Annotated in this window: 12 protein-coding genes; 10 read left to right on the top strand and 2 right to left on the bottom strand. The window is 72.7% G+C overall.

The window, feature by feature from the left end:
* Positions 1 to 18: 18 nt before the first annotated feature.
* From BCF44_RS36710 to BCF44_RS36685, 7 genes are read left to right on the top strand one after another with little or no spacing between them, the layout of a single operon-like run.
* Entirely contained in the window at positions 19 to 1,740 is a 1,722-nt protein-coding gene (locus tag BCF44_RS36710) for a sensor histidine kinase (protein WP_147328771.1), read from the top strand.
* A complete protein-coding gene (locus BCF44_RS36705) occupies positions 1,692 to 2,378 on the top strand; it encodes a response regulator transcription factor (protein WP_116179064.1) in 687 nt (228 codons plus the stop codon). Before BCF44_RS36710 ends, BCF44_RS36705 begins: the two co-directional genes overlap by 49 nt.
* Positions 2,375 to 3,202, top strand: a complete 828-nt coding sequence (locus BCF44_RS36700; RefSeq protein ID WP_116179063.1) for a metallophosphoesterase family protein — start codon at positions 2,375 to 2,377, stop codon at positions 3,200 to 3,202. Before BCF44_RS36705 ends, BCF44_RS36700 begins: the two co-directional genes overlap by 4 nt.
* Complete coding sequence (locus BCF44_RS36695; RefSeq protein ID WP_116179062.1) at positions 3,199 to 3,798, top strand: 4'-phosphopantetheinyl transferase family protein; 600 nt, start codon at positions 3,199 to 3,201, stop codon at positions 3,796 to 3,798. The genes BCF44_RS36700 and BCF44_RS36695 overlap by 4 nt, the downstream gene beginning before the upstream one ends.
* Positions 3,791 to 4,207 (top strand): HD domain-containing protein, encoded by a 417-nt coding sequence (locus tag BCF44_RS36690; RefSeq protein ID WP_246015999.1) that lies wholly within the window; start codon positions 3,791 to 3,793, stop codon positions 4,205 to 4,207. The genes BCF44_RS36695 and BCF44_RS36690 overlap by 8 nt, the downstream gene beginning before the upstream one ends.
* Positions 4,208 to 4,225: 18 nt before the next feature.
* Positions 4,226 to 4,396 (top strand): hypothetical protein, encoded by a 171-nt coding sequence (locus BCF44_RS57990; RefSeq protein WP_246015997.1) that lies wholly within the window; start codon positions 4,226 to 4,228, stop codon positions 4,394 to 4,396.
* Between the two features lie 19 nt (positions 4,397 to 4,415).
* Positions 4,416 to 5,459, top strand: a complete 1,044-nt coding sequence (locus tag BCF44_RS36685) for an aldo/keto reductase (protein ID WP_116179061.1) — start codon at positions 4,416 to 4,418, stop codon at positions 5,457 to 5,459.
* A gap of 54 nt (positions 5,460 to 5,513) precedes the next feature.
* On the opposite strand, the gene BCF44_RS36680 is transcribed toward BCF44_RS36685, so the two are convergent.
* Complete coding sequence (locus BCF44_RS36680; protein WP_116179060.1) at positions 5,514 to 6,128, bottom strand: pyridoxamine 5'-phosphate oxidase family protein; 615 nt, start codon at positions 6,126 to 6,128, stop codon at positions 5,514 to 5,516.
* Positions 6,129 to 6,375: 247 nt separating this feature from the next.
* Between BCF44_RS36680 and BCF44_RS36675 the strand changes: the two genes are divergently transcribed.
* From BCF44_RS36675 to BCF44_RS36665, 3 genes are all read left to right on the top strand, one after another.
* Positions 6,376 to 8,160 (top strand): HSP90 family protein, encoded by a 1,785-nt coding sequence (locus BCF44_RS36675; protein ID WP_116179059.1) that lies wholly within the window; start codon positions 6,376 to 6,378, stop codon positions 8,158 to 8,160.
* Positions 8,157 to 10,868: a hypothetical protein gene (locus BCF44_RS36670; RefSeq protein ID WP_116179058.1), complete on the top strand. Its 2,712-nt coding sequence runs from the start codon at positions 8,157 to 8,159 to the stop codon at positions 10,866 to 10,868. The genes BCF44_RS36675 and BCF44_RS36670 overlap by 4 nt, the downstream gene beginning before the upstream one ends.
* A gap of 793 nt (positions 10,869 to 11,661) precedes the next feature.
* On the top strand, positions 11,662 to 15,633 hold the full coding sequence (locus BCF44_RS36665) for an nSTAND1 domain-containing NTPase (RefSeq protein WP_116179057.1): 3,972 nt from the start codon (positions 11,662 to 11,664) through the stop codon (positions 15,631 to 15,633).
* A 97-nt stretch (positions 15,634 to 15,730) separates the two neighbouring features.
* Here the strand turns inward: BCF44_RS36665 and BCF44_RS36660 are convergent, their stop codons facing one another.
* The gene (locus tag BCF44_RS36660) at positions 15,731 to 16,474 is read right to left on the bottom strand and encodes a glycosyltransferase family 2 protein (RefSeq protein ID WP_116179056.1); all 744 of its coding nucleotides are present in this window, start codon (positions 16,472 to 16,474) and stop codon (positions 15,731 to 15,733) included.
* Positions 16,475 to 16,514 lie beyond the last annotated feature (40 nt).

Here is a 16,514-nt window from a genome sequence, read left to right as displayed (position 1 = left end):
TTCGGCCACACTCGACGGGTGGCACGGCTGAGGGGGTTGGCACTGCTCGCGCTGGGTGCGCTCGGCCCGGTGCTGGCGGTCGCGGACCTCGTCGCGCTGATCTTCGGCGTGACGCCGGTCGTGCTGCGGATCCGCCGTGTGCCGGTGGTCGCGCGTCGGCTGGCCGGCGACTGGTGCGACGCGCCGATCCCCTCGCCGTACAACGCCGCGCCGCCACCGCCCCGGCCGCGCCCCGACGGCATGTACGAGGTGCGGAGGAACCTGTACCGCACCCCGCGCGTGCCGAACTACCGGCTGCGCGCCCACTGGTTGTCCTCGGACGGGGCGACCTGGCTCGACCTCGTGTGGCTGCTGGTGAATCCGGTCGTCGGCACAGTGTTGGGGCTGGCCGCCGCGGTAGTCGGACAACCGGCGCTGCGCTGGCACGGGCGATGGACGCGAGCGCTGCTCGGCGAGCGGCGGCCGTGGCCGATCTGGGTGCGGGACCGGGTCATGCTGCTGCTCGACGGCGGGCAACTGGCCGTGCAGTCGCTGGCCGGACTGCTCATCGCGGCGCTGCACGTGGCGCTGCTCGCGCTGGCGTTCACCGGCGTGACGTGGCCGGTGATCGTGCTGGTCGAGAACTCGCGCGGGTTCACCAACCACTACCGGCGGCGGATCGGCGGCATCGAGTCGCCGTATCGGCCGGCGCCGACGCCACCTCGGCCCGAACCGGACGGCCGGTACCGGCTCGGGCGGCGGCTGTTCCGCTCGCCGACGATCCCGGTGCGGTTGGCCCGGCTGGCCTGGCTCAGCGCGGACCCGGCGACCAGGCGCGACTTCCTGTGGATGCTGCTCAACCCACTGGTGGCCCTCGCCCTGCTGGCCGCGCCGTGCGTCGCGCTGTTCGTCGGCTTCGCGCAGGTGACTACGGTCATCAGCTTCCTGTGGCGGCACGATCAGGTCTGGTGGCTCGTGCCGCCCGGGGCCGTGGCGACGGCGTTGGCGCTCCTGCTCGCGCCGACCCTGCGCCGCTGGTACGACCGCTGGACGCCGGTGCTGCTCGCGTCGACCAAGGCCGAGCGGCTGGCGCAGCGGGTGGAGCGGCTGACCGAGACCCGTGCCGACGCCGTGGACACGCAGGCCGCCGAGCTGCGCCGGATCGAGCGGGACCTGCACGACGGCGCGCAGGGTCGGCTCGTCGCGATGGGCATGGCGCTGCGCACCGTGGAGCGGCTGCTGGACGTGGATCCGGCCACCGCGCGCCGGCTGATCGTCGAGGTGCGGGAGAACACCTCCACCGCGCTCAACGAGATCCGCGAGCTGGTGCACGGCATCCACCCGCCGGTGCTGGCCGAACGCGGGCTGGCCGACGCGATCCGGGTGGTCGCGCTGGACTGCCCGCTGGACGTGGAGGTGGCCGCCGACCTCCCCGGACGGGTCGATCCGCCGGTCGAGTCCGCCGCCTACTTCGCCGTGCGCGAGCTGCTCACCAACGCCGCCAAGCATTCCGGGGCGGCCCGGGTGCGGGTCGGCGTGCACCATGCCGATCACCAGCTGCTGATCACCGTGCACGACGACGGTCACGGCGGCGCCGACGTCGCCGGCGGCACGGGGTTGCTGGGCGTGCGGCGGCGACTCGGTACCTTCGACGGCGTGCTGACCGTGCTGAGTCCGGTCGGGGGGCCAACCACCGTGACCATGGAGATCCCGTGCGAGTTGTCATCGCGGAGGACGTCTACCTGCTCCGAGCCGGACTGACTCGGCTGCTGGAGGCGTACGACTTCGAGGTGGTCGCGGCGGTCGAGTCCGGGCCGGAGCTGCTGGCCGCGCTGATCGAGCACCGGCCGGACGTGGCCGTGGTGGACGTGCGGCTGCCGCCGACCTTCACCGACGAGGGCCTGCGCGCGGCCATCGAGGCCCGCCGCACGCATCCGGGGCTGCCGGTTGTCGTGCTGTCGCAGCACGTCCAGCAGCTCTACGCCCGTGAGCTGCTCGCCGACGGCGGCGCGGGTGTCGGGTACCTGCTCAAGGACCGTGTCTTCAACGACGAGCAGTTCGTGGACGCGCTGCGGCGGGTCGCCGCCGGCGGCACCGCCATGGACCCGGACGTGGTGGCCAAGCTGATCAGCGGCACGCCGCCGCTGGCCCGGCTCAGCCCGCGGGAGCGCGAGGTGCTGGAGCTGATGGCCGAGGGCCGGTCCAACGCGGCCATCGGGCAGCGGCTGTTCCTGTCCGACAGCGCCGTGAGCAAGCACATCGCCTCGATCTTCGGCAAGCTCGGGCTGGCCGCGTCCGACGACGACAACCGGCGGGTACTAGCCGTTCTCGCACACATCACGGGCAATTCGTCACAAGGCCGCCCCCGACCCCCTAGATTGCCTACGATCGACGGGTGAAGCTGCTCGCGGTCAGCGACCTGCACGTCGCGTACGAGGAGAACCGGACGATCACCGAGGGGCTGCGGCCCACGTCGGACGACGACTGGCTGATCGTCGCCGGCGACGTCGGCGAGATGTCCACGGACATCGAGTGGGCGCTGGGGCTGCTGCGGGAGCGCTTCGCCAAGGTGATCTGGGTGCCCGGCAACCACGAGCTGTGGACGCCGAAGGACGATCCGGTGCAGTTGCGCGGGGTCGAGCGCTACGACTACCTCGTCGAGATGTGCCGGCGACTGGACGTGGTCACGCCCGAGGACGACTACCCGATCTGGCCCGGCGAGGGCGGCCCGGCGGTGATCGCGCCGCTGTTCCTGCTCTACGACTACACTTTCCGTCCCGAGGGCACGAACAACAAGGAAGAGGCGCTGGCCAAGGCGCACGAGGCCGGCGTCGTCTGCACCGACGAGTACTTCCTGCACCCCGACCCGTATCCGAGCCGCGAGGCGTGGTGCGAGGCGCGGGTCGAGCTGACCGAGAAGCGGCTGTCCGCGCTGCCGGCCGACCTGCCGACCGTGCTGATCAACCACTGGCCGATGGTGCGGGAGCCCACGCGGGTCATGTACTACCCCGAGTTCGCCCAGTGGTGTGGCACCGTGCTCACCGCCGACTGGCACACCCGGTTCCGCTCCGCCTGTTCCGTCTACGGTCACCTGCACATCCCGCGCACCACGCACTACGACGACGTCCGGTTCGAGGAGGTCTCCGTGGGCTACCCGCGGGAGTGGAAGAAGTGGGGGCGCAGCGACAACTGGCTGCGTCAGATCCTGCCGGTGAAGCCGTGATCGAGGACCTGCTGCCCGCCGGCGTGGCCTACGCCGAGGCGTTCGACGACCACTCCGCCGTGACGTTGTTCCCCGAGGAGGAGGCGGTCATCGCCCGCGCCGTCGACAAGCGGCGGCGGGAGTTCAGCACCGTCCGGTACTGCGCGCGGCAGGCGATGAAGTCCCTCGGCCTGCCCGAAACCCCTGTGCTGCCAGGGGAACGGGGTGCTCCGCAGTGGCCGGCCGGCGTCGTCGGCAGCATGACCCACTGCGCCGGCTACCGGGCCGCTACCCTGGCCTACGCGAGGGACATCGTCACCATCGGCATCGACGCCGAGCCCGACGAGCCGCTGCCCGACGGCGTGCTGGAGGCCATCGCGCTGCCGTCCGAGACCTCGGTGCACGGGCGACTTCTCTTCAGCGCCAAGGAAAGCGTGTACAAGGCGTGGTTCCCGCTGGCCCGGGTGTTCCTCGACTTCTCCGAGGCGGAGCTGTCCTTCGGCGACGGCACCTTCTCGGCGCGCATCCTGGTTCCCGGCCCCGTCAGCGGCTTCACCGGCCGCTGGCTGATCCGGGACGGCTTCGTGCTGACGTCGATCGTGGTGCCGGTTGCCTGATCTCGCCTGGCGCACGGCAGTTTCCGCACTCGGTGGCGTTCCCGTCGAGACGGACATCGTCGCCCGCTACAGCGAACCCCACCGCCGCTACCACGGTCTCTCGCACGTCCGGGCCGTGGTTCGCGACGCCGTGCCCCTGGTTCCGTTGACCGAGCGGGAAGAGGCCGTGCTGGTCCTCGCCGCCTGCGCCCACGACGTCATCTACAACGCCATGCCCACCATGGACGAAATCGCCAGCGCCGCCTGGGCTCGCTCGTGGCTCGGTCGGTCCCACCTCGACTCGGTCGCCGACCGCGTGTGCGAGCTGGTGATGGCGACTGTCCACCATGCCGCCGATCCCGATGACACAGCCGCCTGCGCGTTGCTCGACGCCGACCTCGCCATTCTTGGCTCCCCCGCCGAGGATTAAGACGTCTATGCCTCGGCGGTGCGACACGAGTACTCCGCCGTCCCGGACGACGTCTGGCTCATCCGGCGTTCGGAGGTCCTGCAGTTCTTCCTGGACCGGGAACGAATCTTCCTCACCTCGACCGGCCGCGACCGCTGGGAATCCAGCGCCCGCCGCAACATCGCCCGCGAGCTGGGTACATTGCGGTAGGACCGAGAAAGTGGGGGACATGCGTAGGACTACATTGGGGCGGACCGGAATCTCCGTCAGCCGGTACTGCCTTGGCACGATGATGCTGGGCGCGTGGGGCAACGCCGATCACGCGGACGCGGCACGGCTGGTGCACGCGGCGCTGGACGCGGGGATCAACTTCGTCGACACCGCCGACATGTACTCCGACGGCGAGTCGGAGGAGATCGTCGGCAAGGCCGTGCGGGACCGGCGCGACGAGGTCGTGCTGGGCACGAAGGTGTTCTTCCCGATGGGCCAGGACCCGAACATGGGCGGGTCGTCCCGCCGGTGGATCCGGCGTGCGGTGGAGGACAGCCTGCGCCGGCTGGGCACGGACCGGATCGACCTGTACCAGGTGCATCGGCCGGACCCGCGCACGGACATCGACGAGACGCTGTCGGTGCTGTCGGACCTGGTGCGCGAGGGCAAGGTGCTGGCGATCGGCTGCTCGGACTTCGGCGCCGAGCAGATCGTGGAGGCCCGCTGGACGGCGGAGCGGCGCGGGCACGTGCCGTTCCACACCGAGCAGCCGCCGTACTCGATCTTCGTGCGGGGCATCGAGAAGGCGGTGCTGCCGACGGCGCAGCGCTACGGCATGGGCGTGCTGACCTGGAGCCCGCTGGCCAGCGGCTGGCTGACCGGCCGCTACCGCCGGGAGACCGGCATCGAGCTGAACGCCTTCCGGCAGATCGTGTCGCACAAGTTCGACGAATCGCTGCCGGGCAACCAGCGCAAGCTGGACGTGGTGGAGGAGCTGCTGAAGCTGGCGGCCGAGGCGGGCCTGTCGCTGACCCACCTGGCGCTGGGCTTCGTGCTCAGCCACCCGGCGGTGAGCTCGATGATCATCGGCCCGCGCACGGTCGAGCAGCTGGACGACCTGGTGGCGGCGGCGGACGTGCGGCTGTCCGACGACGTGCTGGACCGCATCGACGAGCTGGTGCCGCCGGGCACCGACCTCAACCCGTCGGACATCGACAAGGTGCTGCCGCACTTCGCCGACGCCCGGCTGCGCCGCCTGTCGCCGGCCGAGCGCGGCGCCTGACGCAGTGAAGGGGGCATTCCTGGCGTTGAACGCCAGAAATGCCCCTTCCGAGCGTCAGTAGAGGCGGGTGCTGTAGACGGCCGGGCTGTAGTACTCCTCGAGTTCGGCCAGGGGGACCTCGGCGGCGTCGGTGGCCTTGGCGATGACGGCACGCGAGGCGATGGCGTCGGGGTCCCAGGTCTCGGGCTTCCACAGCGAGGAGCGCATGAACGCCTTGGCGCAGTGGCCGAACACCTCGTCGATCTCCACCAGCATGACGATCCGCGGCCGATTGCCCTTGACGATCATGTCGTCGAAGAACGGGGCGTCGGACAGCAGCCGGGCGCGGCCGTTGATGCGCAGCGTGTCGTCCCGGCCGGGCACCACGTAGAGCAGGCCGACGTGCGGGTTGGCGATGACGTTGTGCCACCCGTCGACCCGCTTGTTGCCGGGGCGGTCGGGCACGGCGATGGTGCGGTCGTCCAGCACCAGCGTGAAGCCGGGCGGGTCGCCCTTCGGCGACACGTCGCAGTTGCCCTCGGCGTCGCTGGTGCCGATCAGGCAGAACGGCGAGGCGGCCAGCCACTGCCGGTCCAACTCGTGCAGCGCGGGCCGGACCTTCTCGGCGACCCGGCGAATCGGCTCGCCGACCAGCGCGGTCAGCTCCTCGACGGACGTGATCTCGTGCAAGGTGTCCCCCCTCGACGACAGTTGTTCCGGTTTCGACCTTACGCGGCAAGGAAAGCCGGTATCGGCCACGGAGATCACACGATCGGTCACGCTGCGAACACGTCGCCGAAAAGGGCGGGGTTTGCCGGATTCCGCGTACCCGGTACGCGAAACTTGACCGCACGTCCGTCCACAACCATCTACCCTTGCCGCCCGGAACAGGCATAGTTGACCCGGTCAGCACCCACGCCAGGGGGAAGTCAGCGCCGTGAACCGCACGTTCCAGGTCGACCTGCGCGGTGTCGTCGACCTGCTCAGCCACCACCTGTACGCCAGTCCCCGGGTCTACCTGCGTGAACTGATGCAGAACGCGGTGGACGCGGTGACGGCGCGGCGGGTCGGGGAGCCGGGCGCGCCGGCGGACATCCGCATCGCGACGGCCGCGGGCGCGGTGACCGTGACCGACACGGGAATCGGGCTGACCGAGGCGCAGGTGCACGAGCTGCTGGCGACCATCGGCCGCAGCTCCAAGCGCGACGAGCTGGGCTTCGCCCGCCACGAGTTCCTCGGCCAGTTCGGCATCGGCCTTCTCTCGGCGTTCCTGGTGGCCGACGAGGTGCGGGTGACCACCCGCGCCGAGGGCGCGCCGGCGGTGCTGTGGACGGGGCGTTCCGACGGCACGTACGACATCAAGCCGGCCCAGCGCGACGAGGTCGGCACGACGGTGGAGCTGGCCGCCCGCCCCGGCTCGGAGCAGTGGTTCGAGCCGCCGACGGTGGCCGAGCTGGCCCGCCTGTACGGCTCGATGCTGCCGTGGCCGGTCGTCGTCGACGGCAAGCCGGTCAGCGGCGACGGCGCGCCGTGGCGGCAGGACGACCGGGAGCCGGGCGTCCGCCGGGCCGACCTGGTCGGCTACGCCCAGGAGGTGCTGGGCTTCACCCCGTTCGACGTGATCGACCTGGCGGTGCCGGAGGCCGGCCTCACCGGCGTCGCCTACGTGCTGCCGTTCCCGGCGAACCCGGCCGAGCACGCCGGGCACCGCGTGTACCTGAAGGGCATGCTGCTCACCGAGAGCGCGCAGGGCCTGCTGCCGGACTGGGCGTTCTTCGCGCGCTGCGTGGTGGACGCCGGCGAGCTGCGGCCGACCGCGAGCCGCGAGGCCCTGTACGCCGACAGCCTCCTGGACACCACCCGCCAGGCGCTGGGCGATCAGCTGCGGGGCTGGCTGGTCGGGCTGGCCCGCGCCGACCAGGCCCGGCTGCACAAGTTCCTCGGCGTGCACCACCTGGGCGTGAAGGCGCTGGCCCTGCACGACGACGACATGCTGCGGCTGGTCGAGCAGTGGTGGCCGATGGAGACCAACGTCGGCCGGATGACGCTGGCCGACTTCCGGGCCCAGCACGGCGAGGTCCGCTACTGCGCCACCGCCGACGACTTCCGGCAGCTTGCCGGCGTGGCCGCGGCCCAGGACATCGCGCTGGTCAACGGCGGCTACACGTACGACGCGGAAATCATCGAGCGGCTGCCGGCGATCGAGCCGGGGCTGACCGTGGCCCGCCTGGATCCGACCGACCTGGCGACCCGGTTCGACGCCGTGCCGCCGGCCGCCGAGCTGGCGCTGCGGCCGTTCCTGGCCGCCGCGCAGCGGGCGATGGACCGGCTGGGCTGCGAGGTGGTGCTGCGCTCCTACGAGCCGGCGTCGCTGCCGGTGTTGTTCCTGGTGGACCGGTCGGCCGCGTTCCAGGCGGAGCTGCGCGCCACCAAGCAGCGGGTGGACGAGCTGTGGGCCGGCGTGCTGTCGGCGTTCGACAAGCCCGCCGACGACCGGCCGCAGCTGGTGCTCAACCACCGCAACCCGCTGGTGCGGCGGGTGTGCGGGCTGACCGACCCGGACCTGGTCGGACTGTCGGTGGAGGCGCTGTACGGGCAGGCGCTGCTGCTGGGCTACCACCCGATCCGGCCGGCCGACGCCGCGCTGCTCAACCGGTCCTTCCTCGGCCTGCTCGACCAGGCCGTGCCCGCCCCCAGCCAGCTCGATGAGGGGAATCTGTGAGCTTTTCCGAGGACGAGCTGGCCGACCGTCTCGACCAGGTCGGCCGCATGCCGTACGGGCGCGGGCAGGTGGCGGCGGTCGAGGAGCTGCTGCGGCACGTGGACGCCTCGGGCATCGACCGGCTCAAGTACGTGACCCGGCTGCTGGCCACGACCGCGTACCAGTACGGCGGCGAGCCGGCCAAGGCGTTCGTCACCTTCTCCTGGTGCCTGGCCGCCTACGACCGCGGCGAGGGCGACCCGAGCCAGGACCACCACCTGTTCTGGTACTTCAAGTGGATGGTCAACTCGCTGACCAAGTTCCCCGAGGTGCCGCTGGACCGGACCTACGGCGTGCTCAACGACATGGAGCGCCGCTACCGGTTGGCCGGGCACTCGATGAACCCGGTGCACCAGTACCGGTCGTCGGTCGCGCAGCACATCGGCGACCGGGAGACCGCGGCCGAACAGTACCGGCTGTGGTGCGCCACGCCGCGCGGCGCGATGGCCGACTGCGTGGGCTGCGAGCCCAGCTCGAAGGTGGCGTACCTGGCCTGGCAGGAGCGCCACGAGGACGCGGTCGCGCTGGCGCTGCCGGTGCTGGCCGGCGAGCTGACCTGCGTGGAGCAGCCGCAGGGCATCCTCACCGGCCTGCTGATCCCGTACCTGCGCACGGGCCGGCTGGCCGAGGCCGCCGACGCGCACCGCACGGCGTACCGCGCGATCCAGGCCAACCGCGCCGATCTGCACGAAGTGGCCGACCATGTCACCTTCTGCACCCGCACCGGCAATCACGCGCGGGCGCTGGAGCTGGTCGAGCGCCATCTGCCCTGGCTGGACGAGCCGCCGACGCCGCTGGCGGAGATGTGGTTCAGCGCCGCGGCTGCGGGGGCGCTGGATCGGGTCGCCGACGCGGGTCACGCTGGACTGACCGTACGCCGGGGGTCTGACGAAATCGGCGTGACCGAGCTCCGGGACGAGCTGACGGAGCGGGCGAGGGCGCTGTCCGCGCGGTTCGACGCCCGCAACGGCACCGGCGAGATCGGCCGCCTGATCGGCGAGGTTCTCGCCGCCGAGCCGATCGTGGAGCACCTGCCGCTGTCCGGGCCCGCCCGCAAGGCCGCCGCGCGGCCGGTGCCCGCGCCGCCGAAGGTCGAGCTGCCGGCGTCCGCCGAGGAACTGGTCGAGCTGGCCGAGAGGCAGTGGGCGCGGCTGGACATCGCGGAGGCGTTCGCCACCTGGGCCCATTTCGACGAGACGTTTCCCGACGCGGGCGGGGCGCTGTTGGCCCGGCGGCTCTACGCGCTCGGCGCGCTCCAGTCCGGCCAGGATCAGGAGCTGGCCGAGCAGACCTGGCAGCGGGCCGCCGACCTGTACGGCGAGGCCGGCGACGAGCCGCGGCGGCTGGCCGCGCTCGGGCGGATCACCGTGCTGCACTGCCTCACCGGACGCGGCGACGAGGGGCCACTGGCCGAGGCGTGCGCGGAGATCGACCGGACCGGCAACCCCGACCAGCGGATCGCCGCCCGGCTGCGGCTGCTCAGCGCCCTCCAGGGGATGCACCGGCACGAGGAGGCCGCCGCGCTGCTGGCCGGCGTGGACACGCAGGACGCCGAGCCCGACACCGTCGCCTTCGTCGCGTTCGAACGGGCCAAGGTCAGCGGTGCCGTCGAGGACTTCGACCGGGCGGTCGACCTGTGGCGGGCGGTGGGGCCGTGCAACGCGCTGTGCCGGGCCGTGCTGTACGCCGCCAACGCTCGCGCCCAGGCCGGCGACCTCGCCGGGGCGTACCAGGCGATCGGCGAGGCGCTGACCGCGACCGACCCCGGCCTGCGGGGCCGCGCCGCACACCAGCGGGGCCGGATGGCGCTGGAGTTGGACCGCGCGAAGGACGCCTACGAGGCGCTGGTCGACGCCATCGCCGCCCTGACGGCGGCCGAGGAGCGGATCGGCGTCGCGTACGCGCAGGTCGACCTGGCCGCCGCGTGCCTCGGCCTGGACCGGGCCGGTGAGCTGGCGGACTCCGTGGAGGACGCGCTGTCGGTGCTGGTCCGCGTCGGCGATGACGACGAGGTCGCACGGGCCCGGTTCCTGCTGTCGAAGGCGTACCGGCAGCTCGGGCGCGGCGACCAGGCGCTGGAGCTGTTGGACCAGGTCGCCGAGCACTGCCGGGCCGGCGGCAACGAGGCCGGGACCGGGCAGATGCTCGCCGCTTCCGCCGAGGTGCTGGACTCCCTGGACCGGGACGAGGAGGCCGCGCAGCGGTTGGCCGCGGCCGCCGACGCGTATCACCAGGCGGAGATGGCGCTGGAGGAGCTGTCCTGCCGGCGTCGGTGCGCGACGTCGTGGCTGTGGGGCGGTTCGCACGAACGGGCCGTGGACGCCCTCGGCGCCGCCGACGCGCTGGCCGCCGGGCTGGGCGCGGGTGAGCCGCCGCTGGTGTGGGAGCAGGCGATGCTCGGCTACGACGGGGCTCGGGTGCTCGCCAACACCGAACGGTTCGGGGAGGCGCTGGTGCGGGTCGCGCCCGTCGCCGAGCGGTTCCGCCAGCTGGGGGCGTTCACCGAGGCCGCGATGGCCGAGGCGCTGCGCGGGCGGCTGCTGGTGGACCTGGACCGGCTGGCCGAGGCGGAGCAGGTGCTGACGGAGGCACTGGCCGCGCTGCCCGAGGAGCTCCAGGGGCCCCGGCAGCAGCTGGCGGCCCTGCTGGAGCGGATCAGGCAGCAGTGAAGGTTCGCTGGTGCGCGCGAGGCCGCCGCCGATGCCTGGACCGCGGCGGTTTTCGATCGAGTCTGTTCATCGATCGAAAACCGCAAGGGAAGGCACCGGCCTCGTGGGCGGCCGAGCCCCGCGCGGAACGCGCGGCAAGAAAGAAGCCACGGGTCCGATCAGGGGGAGGGGACCCGTGGCGGGTCTGGTGGTGGCCGGTCGCGAGGCCCCGCCGATGCTTCGCGCGGTTGGTGGACTTCGAGTGCCGTCACCCGACGCAACCCTCGCGTGAGCCGACACGGTGCTCGAAATCCAGCAAGCGCGAGGCATCGGCCCCAAAGGGGCCGAGCCGCGACGCCGAAGGCGGCGCCGACGAACACAGCGCGGCGGGTGCGCTCCGGTGCGGACGACCGGGGCGGACCCGCCGCGCCGCGGGTCCGTCGGCGCGCCGTAGCGGGGCCGGCGGCCGACCAGCCCTTCGGACCCACCGGCTCGTACCGGCTGCGCGGCCGGTGGGTCGTCGTCTCCCCCCAGGTGCGGGCGCCGGCCCGGCGACTGCCCCGACACTGAGGAGACCCCTCTGCTCCTCAGTGACGAACGGGGGTCGCCACTGCTGGAACCTTCATCCCCGGACCGACCCGCCTTCCCCAACGGTGTCGATCCGGCGACGCACCGCGGAAAGCATGTCAGCGCAGGCCCGGGGGTGTGCCGGACCGGTTCCCTCCGGTCCGTAAAATGCCTGATCAGGCGGGGACTGGGGTTTTCCGGTCCGGACGGGACCACCGGCAGAGACGACTACGGGCAGGCCGTGCAGATGAGCAGTTCGGGACCGGCGCTGGGGCCTCGCGGCCAGTTCGCGGAGCGGTTCGCGCTGCTCTACGCGGAGGCGGGTGAGCCGCCGCTGAAGCGGGTCACGGAGTCGGTGGCGCGGGCCCGGAAGGTGGACGAGCGCGGCCGTCCGGTGCGGGTGCCGGCACAGCGGGTGAGCGACTGGCGGCGCGGCCGGAACGTGCCGGCGCGGTTCGCGGCGCTGGCGGCGGTGCTGGACGTGTTGGTCGGCGAGGCGCGCAAGCTGCGGGCGGCGCCCGTGGTGGAGGGCCTGTACGACCTGGCGGACTGGCGCCGGCTGTGGGAGCAGGCGCTGGCGAGCCCGGTGACGCCGGACGGCGACGGCGAGGAGCAGCCGGCCGAGGATGTCGGTGCCTGCCCGTATCGTGGGTTGGCGGTGTTCCGGCAGGAGGACGCGGGCTGGTTCTACGGCCGTGAGCGCAGCACGGCGGCGCTGGTGTCACGGCTGGCGGCGGCGGTCCGGACGGGCGGCATCGTGATGCTGGTCGGGGCGTCGGGCGCGGGCAAGTCGTCGCTGATGCGGGCGGGGCTGGGGCCGGCGGTGCAGGAGGGCGCGCTGGGTCCGGGCTCGTGGCCGACGGTGGTGCTGACACCGACCGTGGACCCGCTCAAGGAGCTGGTGCGCCTGGTGCCGGAGCTGGCGGAGGCGATCGACACCGGCCTGACCGACTTCGACGAGGGCAAGTTCACCGCGCAGGTCCGCGAGGCGCTCGCGACGTACGGCGAGCGGGTCGCCGGTCCGGGTGCGCGTCCGGTGCTGATGGTGGACCAGTTCGAGGAGACGTTCACGCTCTCCGACGACGAGCCGCGGCGCGGGCTGTTCGTGTCGGCGCTGCACGCGGCGTGCACCGGCGACGGCCAGGCGCTGGTGGTGCTGGGCGTGCGGGCCGACTTCTACGGCCGCTGCCTGGACTATCGGGAGCTGGCCGAGGCGTTGCAGGACCGGCAGATGGTGCTGGGCGCGATGACGGTGGCCGAGCTGCGGGAGGCGGTGGCGCGCCCGGCCCGCGCGGTCGGCCTGCAGCTGGAGGCCGGCCTGGTCGACCTGATGCTGACGGACCTGGGCGTGAACACGTCCCGCAACGGCCAGGGCAGCTACGACGCCGGCGCGCTGCCGCTGCTGTCGCACGCGCTGCTGGCGACCTGGCAGCGCCGGCAGGCGGGCCGGATGACGCTGGCTGGGTACAAGGCGGCGGGCGGCATCCAGGGCGCGGTGGCGGGCACGGCCGAGCGGGCCTGGGCCGATCTCGACCCGGCAGGTCAGACGGCGGCCCGGCCGGTGCTGCTGCGGCTGGTGCGGGTGGGCGAGGACACGCAGGACACACGCCGCCGGTCGAGCCGGCAGGAGCTGCTGGAGCAGGCGACGAACCCGCCGGCAGCGGCGGAGGCGCTGGAGGTGCTGGCCCGGGCCCGCCTGATCACGCTGGACGCCGGCGTCGTGGAGATCACGCACGAGGCGCTGCTCCAGGCGTGGCCGCGGCTGCGTGGCTGGATCGACCGGGACCGCGCCGGAAACTTGCTACGTCAGCGGCTGGAGGAGGACGCCGAGAGCTGGGAGGCCGAGCACCGGGACGCGTCGCTGCTGTACCGGGGCGGTCGGCTGGAGGCGGCGCAGCAGTGGGCCACCACCGCGGACCCGGGCGCGCTGACGGTTGTGGCGAAGGCGTTCCTGGACGGCTCGATCCGGCACCGCCGACGGGCGCTCTGGCTGCGCCGGTCCGGCGTGGCGCTGGTCTCGGTGCTGGTGGTGATCGCCGTGGTCGCCGCGACGCTGGCGTTCAACCAGCGCGACGACGCGCTGTACACCGGCGTGCTGTCGGCGTCGGACAACGCCCTGACCACCGACCCGTCGCTGGCGGCGCAACTCGCGCTGGTGGCGCACCAGATGCGCCCGGACGATCCGGCCGCGTCGTCACGGGTGCTGTCGGCGGCGTCCGCGCCGCTGGCCACGGTGTTGGAGGGCCACACCGGCGCGGTGTACCTGACGACGTTCAGCCCGAACGGGCAGCTGCTGGCGACGGCCAGCTACGACAACACGGTCCGGCTGTGGGACGTGCACGACCGGCAGCGGCCGAAGCCGATCGGCCAGCCGATCAAGGGCTTCCGCAGCTGGGTCAGCTCGGCGGTGTTCAGCCCGGACGGCAAGACGCTGGCCGCCGCCGGCGACGACCACCTGGTCCGGCTGTACGACATCGCCGACCCGGCGCACCCGAGGCTCATCGGCACGCCGCTCGACCAGGACACCGGCACCATCTACCTGATCGCGTTCAGCCCCGACGGCAAGACGCTGGCCGCCGCGTGCGAGCACCAGAAGGTGCAGCTGTGGGACATCCAGGACGTCGCGCATCCGACGCCGATCGCCGCGTTGACCGGGCACACCGGCCCGGTGCGGTCGGTGGCGTTCAGCCCCGACAACCGGTACCTCGCGGCCGGCGGCGACGACCGCGGCATCCTGCTCTACGACGTCGCCAACCCTCGGCAGCCCAGGCCGGTCGGGGCGCCGCTCACCGGCTACAAGGACACCGTGCACTCGGTGGCGTTCAGCCCCGGCGACGGCGCGATGCTGGCCAGCGGCAGCCAGGACGGCTCGATCCGGCTGTGGGACGTGCGCGATCCGGCGGCGGCGTCGGAGATCGGGCTGCCGCTGAGCGGCCTGAGCCCGCAGTGGTCGGTGGCGTTCTCCCCGGACGGCCGGATGCTCGGCTCGGCCGGCACCGACGGCTCGGCCCGGCTGTGGAACCTGGCCAACCCCGAGCAGCCGGGGTTGCTCGGGCAGCCGCTGACCGGCAGCAACGACCTCTACGCGGTGGGCTTCAGCCCGGACGGCAAGACGCTGGTCACCGGCGGCGGCGACACCGAGGTGCGGCTGTGGACGATGCCGGCGTCGCTGGGCATCGGGCAGGCAGGCACGATGCCGCCGCCGGCGGCCCGGTCGGACGGCATGGTGGTGGCGACCGGCGCCTCCGACGGCACGGTGCGGCTGTGGGACACCTCGGACCCGAGCCGGCTGCGGCCGCTCGGCCTGATCACCGGCCAGCACACCGTCGGCCGGGTGGAGTTCACGCCGAACGGCCGAGTGCTGGTGGTGGCCAGCGGCAACAAGCAGCTCCAGCTGTTCGACGTCGCGGACCCGGTGCACCCGAGGCCGTTCGGCGACCCGATCGCGCTGGACACCCGGTACTCGTCGATGCTGGCGATCAGCCCGGACAGCCGGTACATGGCGACCGACCGTGACGACCACAGCGCCCAGCTCTACGACATCAGCGACCCGGCCCGCCCGCGCCCGCTCGGCGAGCCGTCGATCCGGCACGGCGAGGGGCGCAGCGACTACATCTACGACGGCGTGTTCACCCCGGACGGCAAGACGCTGATCACCGCCAGCGCCACCGACACCGTGCGACTGTGGGACGTGTCCGATCGGGCCGCGCCGAAGCCGATCGGCCAGCCGCTGACCGGGCACCACGACGCGGTCGGCGCGCTGGCGCTGTCCCCGGACGGGCAGACCCTGGCCACCGCCGGCAGCGACGACTACGTGCTGCTGTGGGACATCAGCGACCATCTGCGGCCGCGGCAGCTCGGCACGCTCACCGGGTACGCCAAGGGCATGATGTCGGTGCAGTTCAGCGCCGACGGCAAGCACCTGATCACCGGCAACCCGGACCAGGGCGTGCGGCAGTGGGACGTGTCCGACCCGGCCAAGCCGGTCGCGCTGGGGCTGTCGGTGGTGCAGCGCAACCTGAGCAACGACGTCGCGGCGTACCTGCCGGGCACGGACTACATCGTGTACACGACGTCACCGGACACCGCGGTGCGGACCATGGACCTGAACGTGGACCACGCGGTGAGCCGCATCTGCGACACCACCCGCAACGTGCTCACCGAGTCCGTCTGGAACCTGCACCTCCCCCAACTCCCCTACGCCCCACCCTGCACGTGACCCCCCGCGAGTCGCGCTCTGGGACACACCGAATGTGAGTTTCGGGCACATGCCTGAGATCTACATTCGGTGTGCCTGAGAGCGCGACTCGCGGGGGTTAGTGGTGCAGGGTGAGGCGGAGTTCGCGGAGGGCGGTGAGGCGCTGGCGGACCATGGTGGCGGACTCCTCGCGGAGGGTGCGCCACTGGTGGTCGCCGGTGGTCTGGGCGTCGTGCAGACGGTGTAGCCACGTCACTTCCGGCGTGATGTAGCCGGGGGTGAGCTCGGCCAGCGCCACGAACAGGGCGCTGTCCTCGGACCGGGGGTTGGCGGCCCAGCCGCCGAGGGCGCGGACGGTCCGGGTGCGCATGGTGACGCCGGCGCAGTGGATCGGCGGCTCCCCGTGCTCGGCGGTGAAGTCGTTGATCTTGCCGGCGGGCACGTAGCCGGCCGGGTAGCGCAGCTCGAAGGACCGGCGGGTGTCGTCCGGCAGCAGGTCGTCGGCCTGCGCGGCCACCCAGTGCACGGCCGGATGCGACTCGAACGCCGCCACCGCGACGGCCACGGCCTCGGGCAGCAGCTCGTCGTCGGAATCCAGCACGTGCACGAGCTCGCCGCTGACCCGAGCGAGCGCCAGGTTGCGGGTGGGGGCGATGCCCAACTGCTCGCCGTGCGCCACGTGCCGGCCGAACGGGAACTGCTCGACGACCGCCGCCAGCGCCGGTGACGAGCCGTCCTCCTGGACGACCCACTCCAGCTCCCACCCGTCGGGCAGCCGTTGCGCGGCGACGCTGCGCCCCGCCCGGGCGAGCAGCTCGGCGCGCCCGCTGTGGGCCGCGGTCAGCACGGACAGCAGTGGCATGTCCGTGAACGTACTGGACTGTCCCCGCCAAACCTGCCCA

Origin of the sequence: Kutzneria buriramensis, from assembly GCF_003387475.1 — a bacterium.
GTDB lineage: Bacteria > Actinomycetota > Actinomycetes > Mycobacteriales > Pseudonocardiaceae > Kutzneria > Kutzneria buriramensis.
This window is presented reverse-complemented; position numbering and strand designations above follow the sequence as displayed.

Bases quoted from the DNA above. Each gene is read 5' to 3' on its own strand.
- BCF44_RS36660 (WP_116179056.1), bottom strand. From the start codon at position 16,474: ATGCCACTGCTGTCCGTGCTGACCGCGGCCCACAGCGGGCGCGCCGAG.
- BCF44_RS36665 (WP_116179057.1), top strand. From the start codon at position 11,662: ATGAGCAGTTCGGGACCGGCGCTGGGGCCTCGCGGCCAGTTCGCGGAG.
- BCF44_RS36685 (WP_116179061.1), top strand. From the start codon at position 4,416: ATGCGTAGGACTACATTGGGGCGGACCGGAATCTCCGTCAGCCGGTAC.